The 16,806-nt window shown below is 59.1% G+C and carries 17 protein-coding genes and 1 pseudogene; 7 read left to right on the top strand and 11 right to left on the bottom strand.

The genetic code is table 11. The annotated features are described in order from the left end of the window. Positions 1-30 precede the first annotated feature (30 nt). The 5 genes from QP934_RS07680 to QP934_RS07660 form a co-directional block, all read right to left on the bottom strand. On the bottom strand, positions 31-741 hold the full coding sequence (locus QP934_RS07680; RefSeq protein ID WP_284769086.1) for an IS6 family transposase: 711 nt from the start codon (positions 739-741) through the stop codon (positions 31-33). Positions 742-1,092: 351 nt separating this feature from the next. Then, a complete protein-coding gene (gene merA, locus QP934_RS07675) occupies positions 1,093-2,535 on the bottom strand; it encodes a mercury(II) reductase (RefSeq protein ID WP_419127224.1) in 1,443 nt (480 codons plus the stop codon). Positions 2,536-2,655: 120 nt separating this feature from the next. Continuing rightward, positions 2,656-3,204 (bottom strand): TlpA family protein disulfide reductase, encoded by a 549-nt coding sequence (locus QP934_RS07670; RefSeq protein WP_014316113.1) that lies wholly within the window; start codon positions 3,202-3,204, stop codon positions 2,656-2,658. Beyond that, on the bottom strand, positions 3,201-4,166 hold the full coding sequence (locus tag QP934_RS07665) for a cytochrome c biogenesis CcdA family protein (protein WP_284769087.1): 966 nt from the start codon (positions 4,164-4,166) through the stop codon (positions 3,201-3,203). Before QP934_RS07665 ends, QP934_RS07670 begins: the two co-directional genes overlap by 4 nt. Beyond that, positions 4,163-4,540 (bottom strand): hypothetical protein, encoded by a 378-nt coding sequence (locus QP934_RS07660; RefSeq protein ID WP_284769088.1) that lies wholly within the window; start codon positions 4,538-4,540, stop codon positions 4,163-4,165. Before QP934_RS07660 ends, QP934_RS07665 begins: the two co-directional genes overlap by 4 nt. 227 nt (positions 4,541-4,767) lie before the next feature. Here QP934_RS07660 and QP934_RS07655 point away from each other — a divergent pair, with 227 nt between their 5' ends. Then, positions 4,768-5,151: a heavy metal-responsive transcriptional regulator gene (locus QP934_RS07655; RefSeq protein ID WP_419127241.1), complete on the top strand. Its 384-nt coding sequence runs from the start codon at positions 4,768-4,770 to the stop codon at positions 5,149-5,151. A 62-nt stretch (positions 5,152-5,213) separates the two neighbouring features. Here the strand turns inward: QP934_RS07655 and QP934_RS07650 are convergent, their stop codons facing one another. From QP934_RS07650 to QP934_RS07630, 5 genes are all read right to left on the bottom strand, one after another. After that, a complete protein-coding gene (locus QP934_RS07650; protein WP_284767241.1) occupies positions 5,214-5,426 on the bottom strand; it encodes an alkyl hydroperoxide reductase in 213 nt (70 codons plus the stop codon). Between the two features lie 280 nt (positions 5,427-5,706). Further along, entirely contained in the window at positions 5,707-6,021 is a 315-nt protein-coding gene (locus tag QP934_RS07645; protein ID WP_230208643.1) for an NIPSNAP family protein, read from the bottom strand. A 105-nt stretch (positions 6,022-6,126) separates the two neighbouring features. Continuing rightward, positions 6,127-6,456, bottom strand: coding sequence for a DMT family transporter (locus QP934_RS07640; RefSeq protein ID WP_003849969.1), 330 nt, complete (start codon positions 6,454-6,456; stop codon positions 6,127-6,129). Continuing rightward, positions 6,453-6,812 (bottom strand): DMT family transporter, encoded by a 360-nt coding sequence (locus QP934_RS07635; protein WP_003849971.1) that lies wholly within the window; start codon positions 6,810-6,812, stop codon positions 6,453-6,455. Before QP934_RS07635 ends, QP934_RS07640 begins: the two co-directional genes overlap by 4 nt. Beyond that, positions 6,809-7,354 carry a TetR/AcrR family transcriptional regulator gene (locus tag QP934_RS07630; RefSeq protein ID WP_284767240.1) on the bottom strand — a complete coding sequence of 182 codons (546 nt, stop codon included), beginning with the start codon at positions 7,352-7,354 and terminating at the stop codon, positions 6,809-6,811. The genes QP934_RS07635 and QP934_RS07630 overlap by 4 nt, the downstream gene beginning before the upstream one ends. 415 nt (positions 7,355-7,769) lie before the next feature. Between QP934_RS07630 and pepN the strand changes: the two genes are divergently transcribed. The 6 genes from pepN to QP934_RS07600 all read left to right on the top strand — a co-directional run bounded on the left by pepN (position 7,770) and on the right by QP934_RS07600 (position 15,030). Further along, entirely contained in the window at positions 7,770-10,295 is a 2,526-nt protein-coding gene (gene pepN / locus QP934_RS07625) for an aminopeptidase N (RefSeq protein ID WP_419127223.1), read from the top strand. Between the two features lie 82 nt (positions 10,296-10,377). Further along, positions 10,378-10,926: an RNA polymerase sigma factor gene (locus QP934_RS07620; RefSeq protein WP_419127222.1), complete on the top strand. Its 549-nt coding sequence runs from the start codon at positions 10,378-10,380 to the stop codon at positions 10,924-10,926. 84 nt (positions 10,927-11,010) lie between these two features. After that, positions 11,011-11,937, top strand: a complete 927-nt coding sequence (gene trxB / locus QP934_RS07615; protein ID WP_308572751.1) for a thioredoxin-disulfide reductase — start codon at positions 11,011-11,013, stop codon at positions 11,935-11,937. A gap of 6 nt (positions 11,938-11,943) precedes the next feature. Continuing rightward, entirely contained in the window at positions 11,944-12,267 is a 324-nt protein-coding gene (gene trxA, locus QP934_RS07610; protein WP_049378064.1) for a thioredoxin, read from the top strand. 88 nt (positions 12,268-12,355) lie between these two features. Next, entirely contained in the window at positions 12,356-13,537 is a 1,182-nt protein-coding gene (locus tag QP934_RS07605) for an N-acetylmuramoyl-L-alanine amidase (protein WP_340419480.1), read from the top strand. A 131-nt stretch (positions 13,538-13,668) separates the two neighbouring features. Beyond that, positions 13,669-15,030, top strand: a complete 1,362-nt coding sequence (locus tag QP934_RS07600) for an MFS transporter (RefSeq protein WP_340419481.1) — start codon at positions 13,669-13,671, stop codon at positions 15,028-15,030. 762 nt (positions 15,031-15,792) lie between these two features. Here the strand turns inward: QP934_RS07600 and QP934_RS07595 are convergent. Then, a pseudogene (locus tag QP934_RS07595) lies at positions 15,793-16,680 on the bottom strand (IS256 family transposase); the annotation flags it as partial. Positions 16,681-16,806: the final 126 nt, after the last annotated feature.

Below are 16,806 nucleotides of genomic sequence, written 5' to 3'. Positions count from 1 at the left end.
TTTCCTGATGGCCGCTGCGTGCCGGCGTTCTCAGGCCGTCTCGAAGACCCGGTTGACGATCACCGCGTCCGGATTGGGGTGCCCATAAGCAAACATCGTGCCCTGACCTTTCCGTAATGAATGCATCGCTTCCATCCCTTTCAACGTCCGGTAGGCGGAAATTCGGTTTTTGAACGCCCCCTTCGGTCCCAGGATTCTTTTAAGTCGGCCATGATCTCCCTCGAGAACGTTGTTCAGGTATTTCACCTGCCGGTACTCCACCGTCTGAGGGCAGATTCCCTCCGCCTTCAGCTCGGATATTGCCTTGGCCAGAGCTGGTGCCTTGTCGGTGTTGATGACCCGCGGGGACCCGGCTGTCGTATTCGATCGCAGCGTCTTGGCCAGGAAACGCTTGGCCGCAGCCACATTCCGTTTTGGTGAGAGGTAGAAGTCTAAGGTCTGGCCACCGGCGGTAATAGCCCGGTAGAGATAGCACCACGTGCCGCCGACCCGGATATAGGTCTCATCCACCCGCCAGGACCGGGCCTGCCAGTCGGGTACCTGCCGGTACCAGCGAGTGTGCTTATCCAGCTCAGGGGCGTATTTCTGCACCCAGCGGTAGATCGTGGTGTGATCGACTGGCACACCCCGCTCGGTCATCATTTCTTCGAGGTCGCGGTAGCTCACGCCGTAGCGGCAGTACCACCGCACCGCCCACAGGATGATGTCACGGGGGAAATGCCGACCGGAGAAGATGCCCATGGCTCTGATTATTTCACGCCGGTCTTTCTACTGCCCCAACTTTGCAACAGCACCGACATACTTCACGCTGGCATCCACATTACTTTGAGACCTCGCACATTCTGTGCGGGTCAGGTTCCTATTAGCAGTCTGGAGTATGTCACTGCCTTCGGCGGCATCACCCCCGGATCATTTTCAGACAGGGACGAAAATAAGCCATACCGAAGCCAGCGACTAGTTCCACTGCCACAAGGCAGAAGGAACGCAGATAAACATAGCCTGCCCCAGCATGGGGCTAGGAGTACGAATCCTGGGCTCCTTCAAGCGGAACTGCCAACAACGTAATGGGATTAGGCTGGGATCTGGCGCGGGTCAGGAGGCGCAGCAAGAGAGTTTGGAGACGTCGGTGGTGAAGGACTGTGCGGCGATTTTGATCCCTTCGGCCATGGTCAGGTATGGGCACCAGAGGTTCGCGACCTGGTCAACGGTCATGCCGGCCTCGAGGATGTAGACTCCGGCGGCGGCCAGGTCACCGGCCTCCTTGCCGACGGCGGTGATCCCCACAATCCGTCCGGTGTCGGCGTCGGCGACGATTTTGATGAAGCCGCGGGTGTCCCGGTTCACCAGTGCCCGGGGAACGTATTCCAGGGGCAGGACCCGGCATTCACACCGGATGCCCGCCTCGTTGGCTTCCTTGTCGGTCATGCCGACCGCGGCCAGTGACGGGCTGGTGAACGTCACGCGGGGCAGGTGCCGGTAGTCGACCTCGCGCCCGGCGTTGTTGAAGGCGTTCTCCACCATCAGGGTTCCGTGGGCGGACGCGACGTAGACGAATTCTCGGTGCCCGGTCACATCCCCTGCGGCCCAGATCCTGGGGTTGGAGCTGGCGAGTGTGCTCTCGACCAGGATCTGGCCGGTGTCGCCGGTCTTGACGCCGACGGCGTCCAGGTTCAGTCCGTCGGTGACGGCGCGTCGGCCGGTGGCTACCAGCAGCTTTGCGGCGCGGAATTCCTCCTGGCCCCCGGCGACCGTGGCGGTGACAAGGACCTCTGCGCCGGCGGGATCTGTGCGGACCGAAGTTACGGCTGCGCGGCGGACCACGCGGATGCCCTCGTCGGCGAAGACGCCCATCAGCGCACGGGAGGCTTCTGGTTCCTCGTGCGAGGCAAGCCTGGAGCGGACCAGCAAGGTCACTTTGGATCCGAGGCGGGCAAAAAGCTGCGCCTGCTCCAGGGCCACGTACCCGCCGCCGAAGACGATCAGGGACTCGGGCACTTCGTTCAGTTCCATGGCGGTGGTCGAGGTCAGGTAGTTGACTTCATCCAGTCCCGGCACCGGGGGTGCCCACGGGGTCGAACCGGTCGCGACCAGATAATGGGCGGCGGTCAGGGAGTCGCGGGTGCCGTCGGGTCCGGTGATTTCCAGGACCGGTTCCTCCGGGGTGCCGGCGAACACCGCGGTGCCCTGGCGCAGGTCCCATCCGTAGTCGGCGGCCAGATCCACGTATTTATCCGAGCGCATTCGCTCGACCAGGGAGCGTTTCCCGTCTATCAGTACACCCATGTCCACCGGGGCGGCGGAAGTGCTGATCCCGGGGAACCTTCCGGTCGCATCCACAGCGACATGCCGGGCTTCAGCGGCGGCCAGCAGGGCTTTGGAGGGAACGCACCCGGTGTTCACACAGGTCCCGCCCACCGTGGAGCGTTCGATCATCACGACCCGATAGCCCAGCTTGGTGGCCCGGATGGCGGCGGCGAAGGCGCCGCCTCCGGAACCGATCACGGCTAAATCAAAATTTGGTGCTGCCTCAGGCATTAGTCCTCCTTGGAGTCTCGAATGAACACCCCGGGGGGCGTTCCTTTTTGCATGCTGTCCCCAGTCTGCACCTTCCCCTGCACGGGAAGGTCAAGAACGGGAGCGAAGAGATCGGTGTTGCTACGGAAGTGTTGTGTCAAGAAATTCCTTCAGGGCATCGGCCTTCATGGGCCGGGAATCGGCCCGGCCCAGGATGTCACCGTCAGGTGCGATGACGACGGTACTGTCCAGGGATGTGACCGCGTACTTTTGGGTGAGTTCCCCGGTCCGGTCGACAACGAAGGGGTATCCGGGTGTGCCGGCCATTTCGCGGAACTGGTCCACTTGGGTTTTTGTGGTCTCCGGCGTCACGTCCACGGCGACGAAGTCTGCCTTATCGGCATATTCCTGTTCCAGTTCCTTCATCGCTTCTGCCTGCGGAACGCAGGTATAGCACCAGCTCGCCATGAAATACAGCACTGTCGGGCGGGTGGAAGGGACGGTGAGGGCCTTGCCGTCCACAGATGTGATCTCGATCCTGTCCACGTTGTTTGCGCCCGCTGGCCCGGCGGCGGGAGCGGTTTCGCTCCCGCGGTTCAACGCAGTGAGGGCCAAGACCAGGATGAGGGCCGCGGCCGCTACGACGGCAGTAATGGTGAAAATCCGCCGGTGGTTTCTGGTCGTTGTCATGGGTTTCCTTTCTGGTTGGTGCGCCCTGGCGCCGTGTCGGGAAGAAGATGTTCCGGGCCGCAGCACGCTTCGGTGCTGTCGCTGCTCTCAGCCCCATCCGTGATTGCGCTGTTGTCCTGTGCCTTGCTTTTACTGCGGCGCCGCAGGGCCAGGGCCGCGGCGGCGAGGACGGCGGCCACCGCGGTGAGGGTGATAATGGGCCAGTTGCCCGAGATGAAACCGGACAGCGCCACGCTGGCTTCGGTGACCGTCCCGCCCATGATCTCCCCGGCCTGCCCGCCGGACAGGGCCGGAACCCAGTAGAGCAACAGGTAGATCCCTGCGAGGATAAGCGCGGCTCCGCCGAGACGATTAACAAACGGCAGGATCCTTCGGACGTGGCGTGCCAGGACGTCCCGCGCTACCGCTGCACCGAGGGACAGAAGGACCAGCACCACCGAGGAGCCCAAGGCGTAGGCGGCGAAGACCGCCAGCAGCCCGGCCAGGCTCCCGGTGGACACAGCCTGGGCGACAACAGCCAGCAGCACGGCCAGGCTGCAAGAGAGCGCAGCCACCGCATAGGCCACCCCGTAGCCAAAGACCGCCCTGAGGCCCGAACTGGTCCCGTCCGTCTTCAGAATCCGGGGCAGGTTCAACCTCGCCCCGGGCAGCTGCCATCCGAACACCATGCCAAGGCCGGCAACCACAATAACCGCTCCGATCAGCGCCGCCGCCCAGGGAAGCGCCGACGCCACCGACCGCAGGCCTACAGCGGCGAGCAGGCCGGCCGTAACAAAGACAGTGGCGAAACCGGCGCTGAGGGCAACCCCGGCCTGAAGACCTGCAAGCAACGGCCGCTTCCGTCCCGCACCCGGGCCTGAACCAATGAAATACGCCAGATAGGTTGGCAGCATCGCAAACCCGCATGGATTCACCGTGGCAAGCATTCCGGTCAGAAAGGCCAGACCCAAAACACCCGTCATCCCTGTGACCCCGCATCCTCAGAAGCACCGGCCCGGGACTGCCCGGACCGCTCCTGCTCCGACGATGAATGAGGTGTTGGAGTAGAACCCGCGGACAGGCTGGCCCCCGGGCGGGAACGGGCGCAACAATCCGTCCCCGGGCTGCCCCGACGCTGCGCCCGCAGGAGCAGGGCCCCCGCGGCAAGGGCTGCGGCGGCAATGAACCAGAGGTTGCCGGCCATTGCGCCGGCCGCGGCGAAAACACCGGCTGCAGCCGTCAGAACGGGTACCCCGCAGCACACCAGCGCCACCATCACAACACCAAGGAAGGACAGCAGAGTGCCTGCCGCAAGCACCAGGCCAGAGCGCTCCCGGCCCTTCACTTTTATTGACATGATCATCCCTTCATATGTCCGGCTCGTGTCCGGAACCCCGACAGGGGACCCCAACACGAAACCGGACGGCCAGTAGTACGTCACACCCCATTATCAACCTTCCACTAAGGGGGAAGGTCAAGCTGGCGACGGGACCTGTTGGTTTGCGGGTGCCGATGCGGAACGTTCCAGTACGATGGAAGGGTCATATGCGATTTTTTGGAACGAGATGAGGACCCGAAATGCGAATCGGTGAAGTTGCTGATGCTGCCGGTATAACAACCAAGACGATCAGGTTCTATGAGGACCGGGGCCTGCTCCCACCGGCTGAGCGCTCGGCCAACGGCTATCGTGACTACGCCCACGACACCCTCAGCCGCCTCGAATTCATTCGCCGCAGCCAAACCGCCGGGCTGACCCTGGCGCAGATCCAGGGCATTCTGCGGATCCGCGATAGCGGTTTGACGCCTTGCACCCACGTACGGGATGTCCTGGGGAAACAGTTGCAGGACCTGGACCGGAAAATCGCGGAGCTCACCGCGCTCCGGGTGACCGTGGCCGAACAATATGCAACCGCCGAGGTGGCCGACCCTCAGCGCTGCGATGCTGAACAAATCTGCAGTTACATCTGAGCCCGCCGCAGGCTAAGGGGCTTCACTGAGCCGGCTCCCGCCGCGGCCAGTGCCGTCCGCAGTTACGCAGCACCCGGCTCCACGGCACGGAAGACCTCCGTGCCCGCGGCGTCCAGGATTACAGCGGTGCTTACCTGGTTTATCCGGTAGGCGGTGATGAGCCGCGTATCGGTATCAGAGGCAAAGGCCAGGGATGACGCCCCATTTCCGGCCAGGAATTCCCTGATTTCATTGGCCGTCTCGTAGGACGCGATGTCCACCGCGACATAGTTCACGGCAGCAGGAGAGCTTCGCTGGACCTTGGCAAGCACCCGGGCTCCCGGCTCGAAGGTCAAGCCCCATGGTGATGCCGTGGCCCGGCGAGTGAGCGAGGTCAGGCCGGTTGGCGGCGGCTTTCGGTGGGAATGATCTGGGGTAGGAACCGGACGTAGAGGATCGTGCTCTGATTCTTATTCTCTCCGAGACGGGTGACACATGTAACAGTTGATTACACCCATCTGTACGCGCTGACCTGCGGCGTTGTGGGTTGTGCCGAGCGTGCTGCCGGAGTCCCTTTCAGTGTCCCTGGGGTAGGAGCGGCCGCATGAAGGTGCGCTCGTACCGCAGGACGCACCCGGACTCGTCTCGAATCCGGTCAGCGGCGATGAAGTCCGGGTGGGTGCCGAACAAGGTGCGGTACTGCTCGTAGGCAGCCAGGCTGGGGAAGCTGAACAGGGATTCCGCACGGTCACTCACACCTTCCGCGGGTAGGTAGTACCCGTGGTGGGTGCCGCCGTGTTCGTCGACATGCCGCATCCAAGCGCGGGCGAACTGTTCAAAGGCCGCGATCTGGTCGGGGTCGATGGTGTAGTGGACGACACAGGTGATCACATCCACAACGCTAGGCCCACAGGCGCTCATTGGGGAGCCTTTGTCTGTGCGCCTCGTGGTGCACCTGGGGCACACCAATCTGCCTGGTTTACCTGCGGAAATGCATCAGTTCGCCAAGTTGGCGCCGAGTTCAACGGTGAGAACTCCGACGGCGATGAGGAGGATGCCGAGGGCCATGGTTCGGGTGAGGGGTTCGTGGAAGATGACCCGGGCGAGGATCGCGGTGAGAGCTACGCCGGATGCTGCCCAGATGCCGTAGGCGACGCCAAGGGCCATGCCGTCGGCCAAGGCGAGACTTAAGGCGACGAACGCCACGAGATACCCCGCGATGACGCCGATGAACCATTTCTTCACCCGGCCACCGTCGGAGGCTCGTAGCGACATGGTCGCGACGACTTCGGACAAGATGGCGCCTGCGAGGAAGATCCATCTCATGAGTTGACTCCTGCTTCCTGGGCTGCGGTTTGCTGAGCTTTCTGGGAGCCGAGTTCGACGGTGAGGACACCGCTGATGATCGCAACCATTCCAAGACCCATCACAGCGGTCAGAGGTTCACCGAAAATCGCGGCGGATAGCACGGCGGCGAGCACGACCCCGCTGGCTCCCCAGATGCCATAGGCGACGCCGATCTGCATTCCTTCGCGCAGGCAGAAGGTGAGGAAGACGAAAGCGCCGATGTATCCGGCAGCAACCACGATGTACCAGGATGGGTGATTGAGCGCCGCCTTGAGAGACAGCGTCGCCGCCACTTCGGTAGTGATGGCGCCAGCGAGCAGGAACCACTGCTTCATGGGGTTGTTCCTTCGATCAGGGAGCGAATGCTGGAGACGACGGCTTCGAGATCCGCGCCGTGGAGGGTGGACACACCTGTGGCCTGGGCGCCCCAGAGTCCGTCGGCGGCGAGTCGGGCGGTGGTCAGCCTGGCTCGGGTGGCGGCGTCGAGATCGTCCGGGAGTTCGAGCCAGCGGCCCATCCGCGTAGTCCACGGTTCGGTGAGTTCGGGCCGGTACGTCGCTTGGCCCCAGATGATGAACTCGGCGCGCTTGGCGGCCCCGTGGGCGGCGACGTGAAGGTAGCTCAGGAGCCGCTCGGTGGCGTTGGCGTTCTCGAGGGGCTTGCCAAGGGTGGCAGTCATGTCGTTCTCGACGTTGGCCGCAGCGTGGTCGACGATCGCGGCGAGCAGTACGTCGCGGTTGCGGAAGTGATATAGCAATCCCGGTTTGGTGAGCCCGGCCTCGTGGGCCACTGCGTCAAGGGTAATGTCGCCACCCTCCGCTGCGTTCATGACGCGGAGGGCAGCTTCCAGGATCTCGGAGCGCTGACTGGTTCGCATATAGCTAACTTTACCATTTGGTAGGTGAAGCCTTCAACTGCGGGCGCTGGTAGGGGCACCTGGGGTACACCCTATTGTTACGCCGGTGTGCGACAGAATGTTTACTGTAAATAGAGCCGTTCCTAGCATTGTTTTACACGCGTCTAGTGGGGTCTAGGCCTTATGTTTACAGAAAGTGGTGAGTGTGGTGTTATCGCCTGACGGTTTCCATAGGTTGCATCCCTCAGTATGGTGTGACGCTTGCTGATGGTCACTGACATCTTGCGCCACTTGAAGAGTGTGAGACGGCAAAACTAATCCAACTGGTCCACAGCGAGGTCCCAATACCCGCTGGGTAGTTTGCTGCTAGAAGGCAGCGGAGCTTAGGACCCCAACCCCGCACCCTACGTGACGGCGGTAACTATAGTTCGTAGATATGACCGCACCACAAACTAAGACGCAGCACGAGTTGCTCCAAGAACGCGCAGCGGCGGTGGACCTGCGCGCTTATCACCTCCACCTTGACCTCTCGGAGGTACTCGATAGCCCCACCTACCGCGTGACTACCCGCCTCGAACTCAGCAGCAGTGAGCCCGAGCTTTTCCTGGATTACCTAGGCGAATCCGTCGCGGAGGTCAAGGTCAATGGCACTCCGCAGGAGGTGGACTTTGATGGCAGCATCATCCGGCTGCACGGCCTGCCAGTAGGGGAGGAGCTCGCCATCGAAGTCACCAGCCACTCGCGCTATTCGCGCACCGGCCAGGGTCTGCATCGGATGCACGATCAGGCCGATGACGCGACCTACCTGTATTCACACCTCGAGCCTTCTGATGCCCGCCGCATCTTCCCCTGCCTAGAGCAGCCGGATCTCAAGGCCGTCTTCCACGTGCGCATGACCGCACCGAAAAAGTGGCAGATCCTTTCCAACCAACCAGAAGTCGAACGCAGCGAAGAGGGGGAGCTCGCCACCGTTACTTTTGCGCCGACCCCGCCGCTGTCGACGTACCTGACTTCTTTCGCCGCCGGCCCCTACCAGTACCAAGAGCGCACCTGGACCGCCCCGGATGGCAGCCATTCGGCACAGCTGCGCGCCTTTGCCCGCGCGTCCATGTTTGAGCACCTGGACGAGGAAATCCTAGAACTTACCGCCCAAGGCATGGACTTTTTCCACCAGAACTTTGGCTATCCCTATCCGTGGGGCAAGTACGATTCCATCTTTGTACCCGAATACAACCTCGGCGCGATGGAAAATCCCGGCCTGGTGACGTTTACGGAGAACTACATCTTCCGCTCCCGCGCTACCCGCGCGCAGCACGCCGGCCGTGCAAATACCATCCTGCACGAGATGTCTCATATGTGGTTCGGTGATCTCGTCACTCCGCAGTGGTGGGATGACCTGTGGCTCAAGGAGTCCTTCGCGGAATTTATGGGCGCGGATTCTTCCGTCCACGGCACCGACTACACCGAGGCCTGGGCAAACTTTGCCGGCGCCCGCAAGAATTGGGCCTACCTGCAGGATCAGCTGCCCACCACGCACCCCATCAAGGCGGAGATCCCGGACCTGGATGCCGCGCGCCAGAACTTCGACGGCATCACCTATGCCAAAGGAGCGGCGGTTCTCAAGCAGCTGGTGCATTACGTCGGCCGCGATAATTTCTACGCCGGTGCGCGCGACTACTTCCAAGAGCACGCCTTTGCCGCCGCCACCTTTGATGACCTCCTGCAGGCGCTCAAGAAGCACACGGACCGCGATCTTGATGCCTGGTCGCAGGCCTGGCTGCGCACGTGGGGCCCGGATACCCTCACCCCGGAGCTGCACACCGAAGGCGAGAAGATTGCGGAGCTGGCCATCAGTGCAGACGCCGAGGACGTCACCCGACCGCACCGCCTGACCGCTTCGCTCTTTGATGCATCCCTGTACAAGTACCGCGAGATCGACATCGATCTTCCCGCCGGCGATGGCACCACCCGCACCATCATCGATGAGGCTGCCGGCCTTCCAGCCCCGGCATTGCTGCTGCTTAACGACGCCGACCATACCTACGCCAAGATCCGCTTCGACGAGACCTCCCTAGACACAGCGAGTGAGCGCCTGACCGACATCGAGGATGAATTGACCCGCGCGGTAATCTGGACCGCCCTGTGGAACCTCACCCGCGATGGGGAAATGTCGGCGATTGACTATGTGGGGGTCGTCGTCAAGCACGAAGCCTACGAGACCAACACGACGCTGCTGGCTACTGCCTGCGCCAATGCCAATTTCGCCATTGCACACTATGTGGCAGACGCCGACCGCGAGCAGGTCCGCACCGACTATGCCGAGGCAATCTGGGGCCACCTGGCCGAGGCCGAACCAGCCTCGGACGCCCAGCTTGTGCTCGCTCGCGCCGCCATCCGCGCACTCGCCGCAACCCCGGAGGAATCAGGCACCGCGCGCCTTAAGGCCCTGCTCTCCAGTGACATTGCCGGCCTTCGCTTGGACCCCGAAATCCGCTGGGCGATCTTGCGCGCCCTCGCGGCCCGCAATGCCGTAACCCCGGCCGATCTCGAAGAGGAAAAGCAGCGCGATAATACGCTGACCGGCGCTACCGAATTCCTCGGCGCCAGCTACGCCTTCCCCACGCCGGAGACCAAGCGCTTCGCGTTCGATAAGGCGCTCACGCCCGGCGCATATTCTAATGCCGAGGTCGACGCACTGGTCGCCGGTTTCAATGCCCCGCGCTCAGCTAGCCTGCAGGAGGCCTTCGCGGAGGAGTTCTTCTCCCGCGTGGAAGACATCTGGGCCGCGCACCCGATTGAGATTGCTAACCGCCTCATCCGCGGCTTCTACCCGGAGCTGCCGATGGCCGATGCCGCCACCACGCGCCTGCTGCACCGGGAGCTGCCAGGAGCGCTGCGCCGCATCCTGCTGGAATGCCGCGATAACCTGCGGCGCACCCTCCGCGTGCGGGCTGGTCAATAAACTGTACAGCCCAGCGCTCGCGCCCTAGTTCCCCTCGGGTCACACTGTGTATAACAGTTGTTGATCCGGGGGGAATATACATATGACGCTCAGTCATGACCGCAGTGACGAAGAACTAGTTGATGCTTTTATTGAGGGGGACAATAAGGCCTTTTCCACCATCGTGGAACGCCACCGCACGCGGCTGACCACGGTAGCGCGGCGCTACACCAGAAACGATCATGATGCCCAAGATGTGGTTCAGGAAGCCTTCCTGCGCGCCAGCTGCAACCTGCACTCCTATCGCCGCGAGTCTGCGCTATCCACCTGGCTGCACCGGCTGGTGAAAAACTCTGGCTATGACTACTTGAACCACCGTTCTAACAGGGAAAATGCTTCATTAGATGCGGAGGACTTTGACGACGATCGCAACCCGCTGCTCGCGCATAACCCTTCCGAAAACCTAGCGGAGCAGCTAGTGGTGCGAGAAGCCATGCAGCTGCTGCGGGAGGATCAGCGCGAAGCGCTGCTGCTTACCGACGTCGCCGGGTTCCGCGTCGGCGAAGTTGCCACCGCCCAAGGGGTAAAGCCCGGCACCATCAAATCCCGCCGCGCCCGAGCGAAGGAAGTCCTACGCGCCGCCATGGGGTGAGTTTGCTAATACCGACGTTTGTCAGCGTGGCGGGTAGACTCAGGGCGTTACGCGAAACCACACTCTGATTTAAGGGAGTTAGCAATGACCGTCCACGATGTTGCCATCGTAGGTTCCGGCCCTGCCGGTTACACCGCCGCGCTGTACGCGGCACGCGCCGAGCTCAACCCGATTGTCTTCGAGGGCTTCGAGTACGGCGGCGAGCTTATGAATACCACCGAGGTAGAAAACTACCCCGGCTTCCAAAAGGGCATCATGGGCCCAGAGCTCATGGAAGAAATGCGCGCCCAGGCCATCCGCTTTGGTGCGGATCTCCGCATGGAGGTCGTTGACTCCGTTGAGCTGGAAGGCGATATTAAAAAGCTGCACGTGGGTGACGAGCTCTTTGAGGCCCGCGCCGTCATCCTCGCCACCGGTGCCGCCCCGCGCCACCTCGGCGTACCAGGTGAGGAAGAACTTACCGGCCGCGGCGTTTCTACCTGCGCTACGTGCGATGGCTTCTTCTTCAAGGACCACAATATCGCTGTTATCGGCGGCGGCGACTCTGCCATGGAGGAGGCTACCTTCCTCACCAAGTTCGCGGACTCTGTCACCATTGTGAACCGCTCCGAGAACTTCCGCGCCTCCAAGATTATGCTGGAGCGCGCCCAGGCCAACGAAAAGATCAAGTGGGAGACCAATAAGATCGTCGAAGAAGTTATTGAAGCCGATGGCAAGGTCGGCGGACTCAAACTCAAGGACGTCACTAACGGCGAGACTTCCACCTTGGACGTCACTGCCATGTTCGTAGCAATTGGCCATGATCCGCGCTCTTCCTTCCTCAATGATCAGGTCAAGCTCAATGACAACGGCTATGTTGTAGTTGAACAACCCACCACCAAGACCTCCCTGCCAGGCGTTTTCGCCTGCGGTGACTTGGTGGATGACCACTACCAGCAGGCAATTACCGCGGCCGGCTCCGGTTGCCGTGCGGCAATTGATGCGGAACATTTCCTCGCAGAAAACCGTTAATTCAGTATGAGCAACGTCAAGAAAGTAACCACCGATACGTTCCGTAAGGACGTCATCGAGTCCGATAAGCCCGTCGTCGTTGACTTCTGGGCCGAGTGGTGTGGCCCGTGCAAGAAGCTTTCCCCCATCCTGGAAGAGGTAGCGGAGGAGTTGGACGGCCAAGTCACCGTCGCCAAGGTGAACGTCGATGAAGAGCGCAACCTAGGCGCCATGTTCCAGATCATGTCCATCCCAAATGTGCTAATTTTCAACCACGGCGAGAAGGTAGACGAATTTGTGGGTCTGCGTTCTAAAGATGACATCGTGGCGCAAGTGAAAAAGCAGCTTTAACTGTTAATCTAATTCCTATTAGATTAAGCGTGTAGAAATTCTGGAATGCGGCCCTAACTAAAGCGGGCTGTGAAAGGGGTATTAAGGCGTGAACCGCGTTCTTCGAGTCGGCGATACAAGCGTGCGTGTAGCTGAGGCTCGCGCTACCTTGGCCCGTCTCGGCCTCTTGTCAGATTTCAAAGGGGAACTTTCTGCTTGGAAGAAGCAGAAGTACTCCGAGAGCGACAAGAGCTTTGATGCCAATTTGTCTGAGGTCCTCAAGGCCTTCCAGCAATCCCGCGGTATCGTGCCGACGGGCGAAATCGACGATCTCACCCTGCGCGAACTGCGCCAAGCCTCGTACACGCTCGGCAGCCGCGTCCTTAGCTACGAGCCTGCGAATGAGCTGGTAGGTGACGATATCTCGCAGCTCCAGCAACAACTGCAGGAGCTCGGCTTCTACCAGCAGCGCGTAGACGGCCACTTCGGTACCAATACCCACGCGGCCCTGAAAGAATATCAGCACAACTGCGGCCTGCAAGAAGATGGTGTGTGCGGCCCCGCCACCATCCGCGCCCTTGGACTGCTCGGCCGCCGTATTACCGGTGGTTCCGCGCACAATATCCAAGAGCGTGAGCGCGTCCGCAACGCCGGCCCAAAGCTGGCGGGCAAGCGCGTTGTCATCGATCCCGCCTTAAGCGGCGGCGACGCCGGCCAGCTGGTCAAGGGTCGATTCGGTGATATTTCCGAGCAGGAAATCCTGTGGGACCTCACCCAGCGCATCGAGGGGCGCATGATTGCCGCAGGCATGGAAACCATCATCTCCCGTCCTCGGACCTCCGATGCGGACGTCAAGTCCCGCGCCGAACTGGCTAACGCTTTCGATGCGGACATGGTCATTTCCCTAGCCTGCGATTCCTACCCCAATGAGAAGGCCAATGGTGTTGCCACCTTCTACTTCGGTTCCGAATCCGGCAACTCCTCGCTCATTGGTGAGACCCTTTCCGGTTTCATCCAGCGCGAGATTGTTGCGCGCACTGAGCTGCTGGACTGCGGCAACCATGGCCGCACCTGGGACCTGCTGCGCTTGACCCAGATGCCGGTCATCCAGATCGTACTGGGCTACCTGACTAACCCAGAGGACGTAAAGATCCTCACCAACCCGTCCTGCCGCGATGACATTGCCGAAGCCATCGTCATTGCAGTAAAGCGCATGTACCTCATGGAGCAGGACACCGCTGTAACTGGCACTTATAGGTTCTCTGACCTACTAAAAGCAGAGCTTTCATAACCTGCTAATTCTACGTAAACTCCGCGGACAAGAAAATCTAATGGCTAACCTGCGTTGACTTGGCTCGGAAAAATTGGTTCGACTATTATTTTTGTTGGTTGTTGATTTCTATCAATTGAATGGAACTTTAAATGGACGGTTCAAGTTCTCCCGCAATTTCCAACAAAGAGACGCGTCGCGTAGTCGCTGCCACCACAATCGGAACCGCGATTGAATGGTATGACTATTTTCTTTACGCTGCGGTCGCCGGACTCGTCTTTAATAATGTGATGTTTGGCAACATAGGCGCGGGTGGAGCAAATGTTGTTTCGTTTGCTACCGTCGGCCTATCATTCTTTTTCCGACCCTTGGGGGCATTTTTGGCAGGTCACTACGGTGACCGACTGGGTCGCCGATTTGTCCTCATGATAACTCTTTTTGCTATGGGCGGGGCCACAGCCGCAATCGGACTCCTCCCGACCTACGATACGATTGGGGTGTGGGCCCCCATTATGCTCGTTCTCCTTCGTATCGTACAAGGAATTTCCGCTGGAGGGGAGTGGGGATCTGCTGTTCTACTCGCTGTCGAGCATGCCCCATACAACAAAAGGGGACTTTTCGGAGCCGGACCACAAGTTGGAGTACCTATAGGCCTACTGATGTCCTCCGGAGTATTATCCATTATGAATTTCGTCGCACCCGGAGAAGCATTCCTACAGTGGGGTTGGAGAATTCCATTTCTGCTCTCTTTCGCCCTAGTGGTTATCGCCTACATTATTCGGATGGGGGTGGATGAATCGCCAGTGTTCCAAGAGATTTCGGAAAATAAGGAACGCGAAGAGGAAAACCCAATTGGGATCCTTTTCAAGCAGTATTTTCCGGTGGTCCTCGTGGCAGCACTCGTTTTTGCTGGTAACGGGACCGTTGGCTATATGACCGCCGGTGGTTATATCCAAAATTATGCAACTGCCCCTGAAGGACCAGTTTCTCTGGAAAGGGGGGATGTTCTAACCGCAGTAACGGTTTCCGCCTTTACATGGCTGATTTTCACCCTTTTCGCCGGATGGATATCGGACTTTATCGGACGTCGAAAAACCTATCTCATTGGATTTGCGGTCCAAGCAGTAGGAGCAGCGGCACTTTTTCCATTGGTAAATAAGGGCTCTCTCGGTTTACTGTATGCAGCTCTCATCTTCCTCACAGTGGGATTAGGCTTAACTTATGGCGCACAGTCCGCAATGTACACTGAGCTTTTTCCGGCATCAATTCGCACTTCGGGCGTATCGATTACCTATGCAATCGGTTCTATCCTTGGAGGTGCCTTGGCACCCATGATCGCTGCGGCGTTAGTGGAGTTAACAGGAACAACTTTTGCCGTGTCGGTCTATCTAATCTCTGCTAGCATAATCGGATTCATAGCCGCATTCCTCCTCCGTGAGCGAAAAGGTATTCCACTCGGACCTGAAAACGAAGTAGGGCAAGCGAAAAGCCAGTTCATCTTTTCCAAAGAATAGCGACCAAATTCAAACCGAAAAGGCTGTATATTCGAAGGTATTCACAAGGATCTAAACTAGGCAAGAAGACGTCTCTTTTGTAAACGCGTCGTCGAGTGGGCATGTTCGTAATTTCATTGGTCCTTTTCTGATTCCTAGTGGGTGTGCACTCGTTTGGGATAGCGTTGTCGTCGAGGGCCGATCGTCTTGTTTCGTAGTCGGCTTGGTTGAGGTCTTCTGGAAAGAAAATACGTAAATTAGGCGAGTTGGTCTTGCCCGAAATTGCACTGATTGGCGATCTATTATGGATCGTCAGGCAGTTGCGTTTGCAAGCCGAGGTACCAGTCGAGCAATTTCTTTGACGCTCTCCGCTTTTCCTCGGTGTACATCTGTAAAACGTCTGAGCTACGAGTTTCCGCCTTCTAAACTGTTGATAGTAGTTTCCCAACACTCAGGAGCCAGTGCTTTACGCGGTGAATGCAGGTAGGTAAAGAACATTTTTCTAATAGGGTGTAGCAGCGAGTTGAAGGCTTTGTCACCCGTAAATGCGTCCATTTCTATTGGTGATTGATGATTTGTCATTGTTTCCACAGCGATTTCTTCTCATTGGGAAAACGGTTATGGATTCAGTCAAAGTCTGTCGAGACGTGGGAATCGGTTCGAATCGTTTCTACAGTTCCCGCCGACGGTCAAGTCCGTGGAAGTGGTGTATCTGTTCTTTCTGAATCGAAGGTCCGTGTCATCGGTGATGTTGGGGTCCGGCTCGGGGTTGAGGTCGGTTCATTAGACTGCTTCTTCGGTGGTCTTCGTGTTGCTGGCATTAAAGGTGTTGGCGGCTATGAGGTTTCGGGTTTGTCCAAGCTCGCCAGCGACATGTAGCGCTTTTGTTGGATCCAATCATCATGTTGCTCGGCTAGTACAGAGCCGACCAGGCGGATCACAGACCTGCGGTTAGGGAAGGTCCGTACAACCTCGGTGCGCCGCCGGATTTCACGATTCAATCGTTCTGTCGTATTGTTCGACCACACCTTCGTCCACACAGGCTTAGGCGTTTGTGTGAATGAAAGGATCTCATCTAATGACTCCTCCAGATAGTCGGCGACCTCAGGGAAACGCTCATGGCAAAACTCAACAACCTCACGTGCTTGGTCCCACGTGGCTTGAGCGTCGGCTTGCTGGAAGATGGAATGAAACATTCCAGATAGTGTGGTTCACTGGCGTTTGGACACCTTGGATGAGAGGTTCTTAGCAAATTGCGTGCGGCAGCGCTGCCAGCTGGCTGTCGGCAATACTTACTTGGCCAACAGCGGCCTGGATTCCCAAGTGAGCATCACTGGTAACTAGATAGACCTGCCCGAGTCCGCGTTCTTTAAGGTCTTGGAAGAACCCGGTCCATGATTCTACGGATTCCGATGTGGCAATCTGCATCCCCAACAGTTCTCGGTACCCGTCGTTGTTGACACCGGTAGCGATAAGCACACTGGTTTTGACAATTCGTCCGCCTTCGCGAACTCTCATCGTCACCGCGTCACATGACAGGTAGAAATAAGGACTGCTATCTAAAGGGCGGGTGCGGAAGTCAGCGACCATGTCGTCGAGTCCTTTGGCCATATCAGATACCTGTGATTTCGACAGATCATTAATGCCCAAGGAAGCTACCAGATCATTCATGCTGAAGCGTCCTGGGTTTAGTTCCTACCTCAGCTAAGGAAGGATTGAACTATGCCTAGAAAGTATTCCGTCGAGTTCAAGGAGAAGGCGGTCCATCAGATCATCGAAATGGTCCGCCTGGAGTCT

It is taken from the genome of Corynebacterium sp. MSK122 (assembly GCF_030229435.2).
GTDB classification, from domain to species: domain Bacteria; phylum Actinomycetota; class Actinomycetes; order Mycobacteriales; family Mycobacteriaceae; genus Corynebacterium; species Corynebacterium marquesiae.
This window is presented reverse-complemented; position numbering and strand designations above follow the sequence as displayed.

Bases quoted from the DNA above. Each gene is read 5' to 3' on its own strand.
- QP934_RS07680 (WP_284769086.1), bottom strand. From the start codon at position 741: ATGGGCATCTTCTCCGGTCGGCATTTCCCCCGTGACATCATCCTGTGG.
- merA (WP_419127224.1), bottom strand. From the start codon at position 2,535: ATGCCTGAGGCAGCACCAAATTTTGATTTAGCCGTGATCGGTTCCGGA.
- QP934_RS07670 (WP_014316113.1), bottom strand. From the start codon at position 3,204: ATGACAACGACCAGAAACCACCGGCGGATTTTCACCATTACTGCCGTC.
- QP934_RS07665 (WP_284769087.1), bottom strand. From the start codon at position 4,166: ATGACGGGTGTTTTGGGTCTGGCCTTTCTGACCGGAATGCTTGCCACG.
- QP934_RS07660 (WP_284769088.1), bottom strand. From the start codon at position 4,540: ATGTCAATAAAAGTGAAGGGCCGGGAGCGCTCTGGCCTGGTGCTTGCG.
- QP934_RS07640 (WP_003849969.1), bottom strand. From the start codon at position 6,456: ATGAGATGGATCTTCCTCGCAGGCGCCATCTTGTCCGAAGTCGTCGCG.
- QP934_RS07635 (WP_003849971.1), bottom strand. From the start codon at position 6,812: ATGAAGCAGTGGTTCCTGCTCGCTGGCGCCATCACTACCGAAGTGGCG.
- QP934_RS07630 (WP_284767240.1), bottom strand. From the start codon at position 7,354: ATGCGAACCAGTCAGCGCTCCGAGATCCTGGAAGCTGCCCTCCGCGTC.
- pepN (WP_419127223.1), top strand. From the start codon at position 7,770: ATGACCGCACCACAAACTAAGACGCAGCACGAGTTGCTCCAAGAACGC.
- QP934_RS07620 (WP_419127222.1), top strand. From the start codon at position 10,378: ATGACGCTCAGTCATGACCGCAGTGACGAAGAACTAGTTGATGCTTTT.
- trxB (WP_308572751.1), top strand. From the start codon at position 11,011: ATGACCGTCCACGATGTTGCCATCGTAGGTTCCGGCCCTGCCGGTTAC.
- trxA (WP_049378064.1), top strand. From the start codon at position 11,944: ATGAGCAACGTCAAGAAAGTAACCACCGATACGTTCCGTAAGGACGTC.
- QP934_RS07600 (WP_340419481.1), top strand. From the start codon at position 13,669: ATGGACGGTTCAAGTTCTCCCGCAATTTCCAACAAAGAGACGCGTCGC.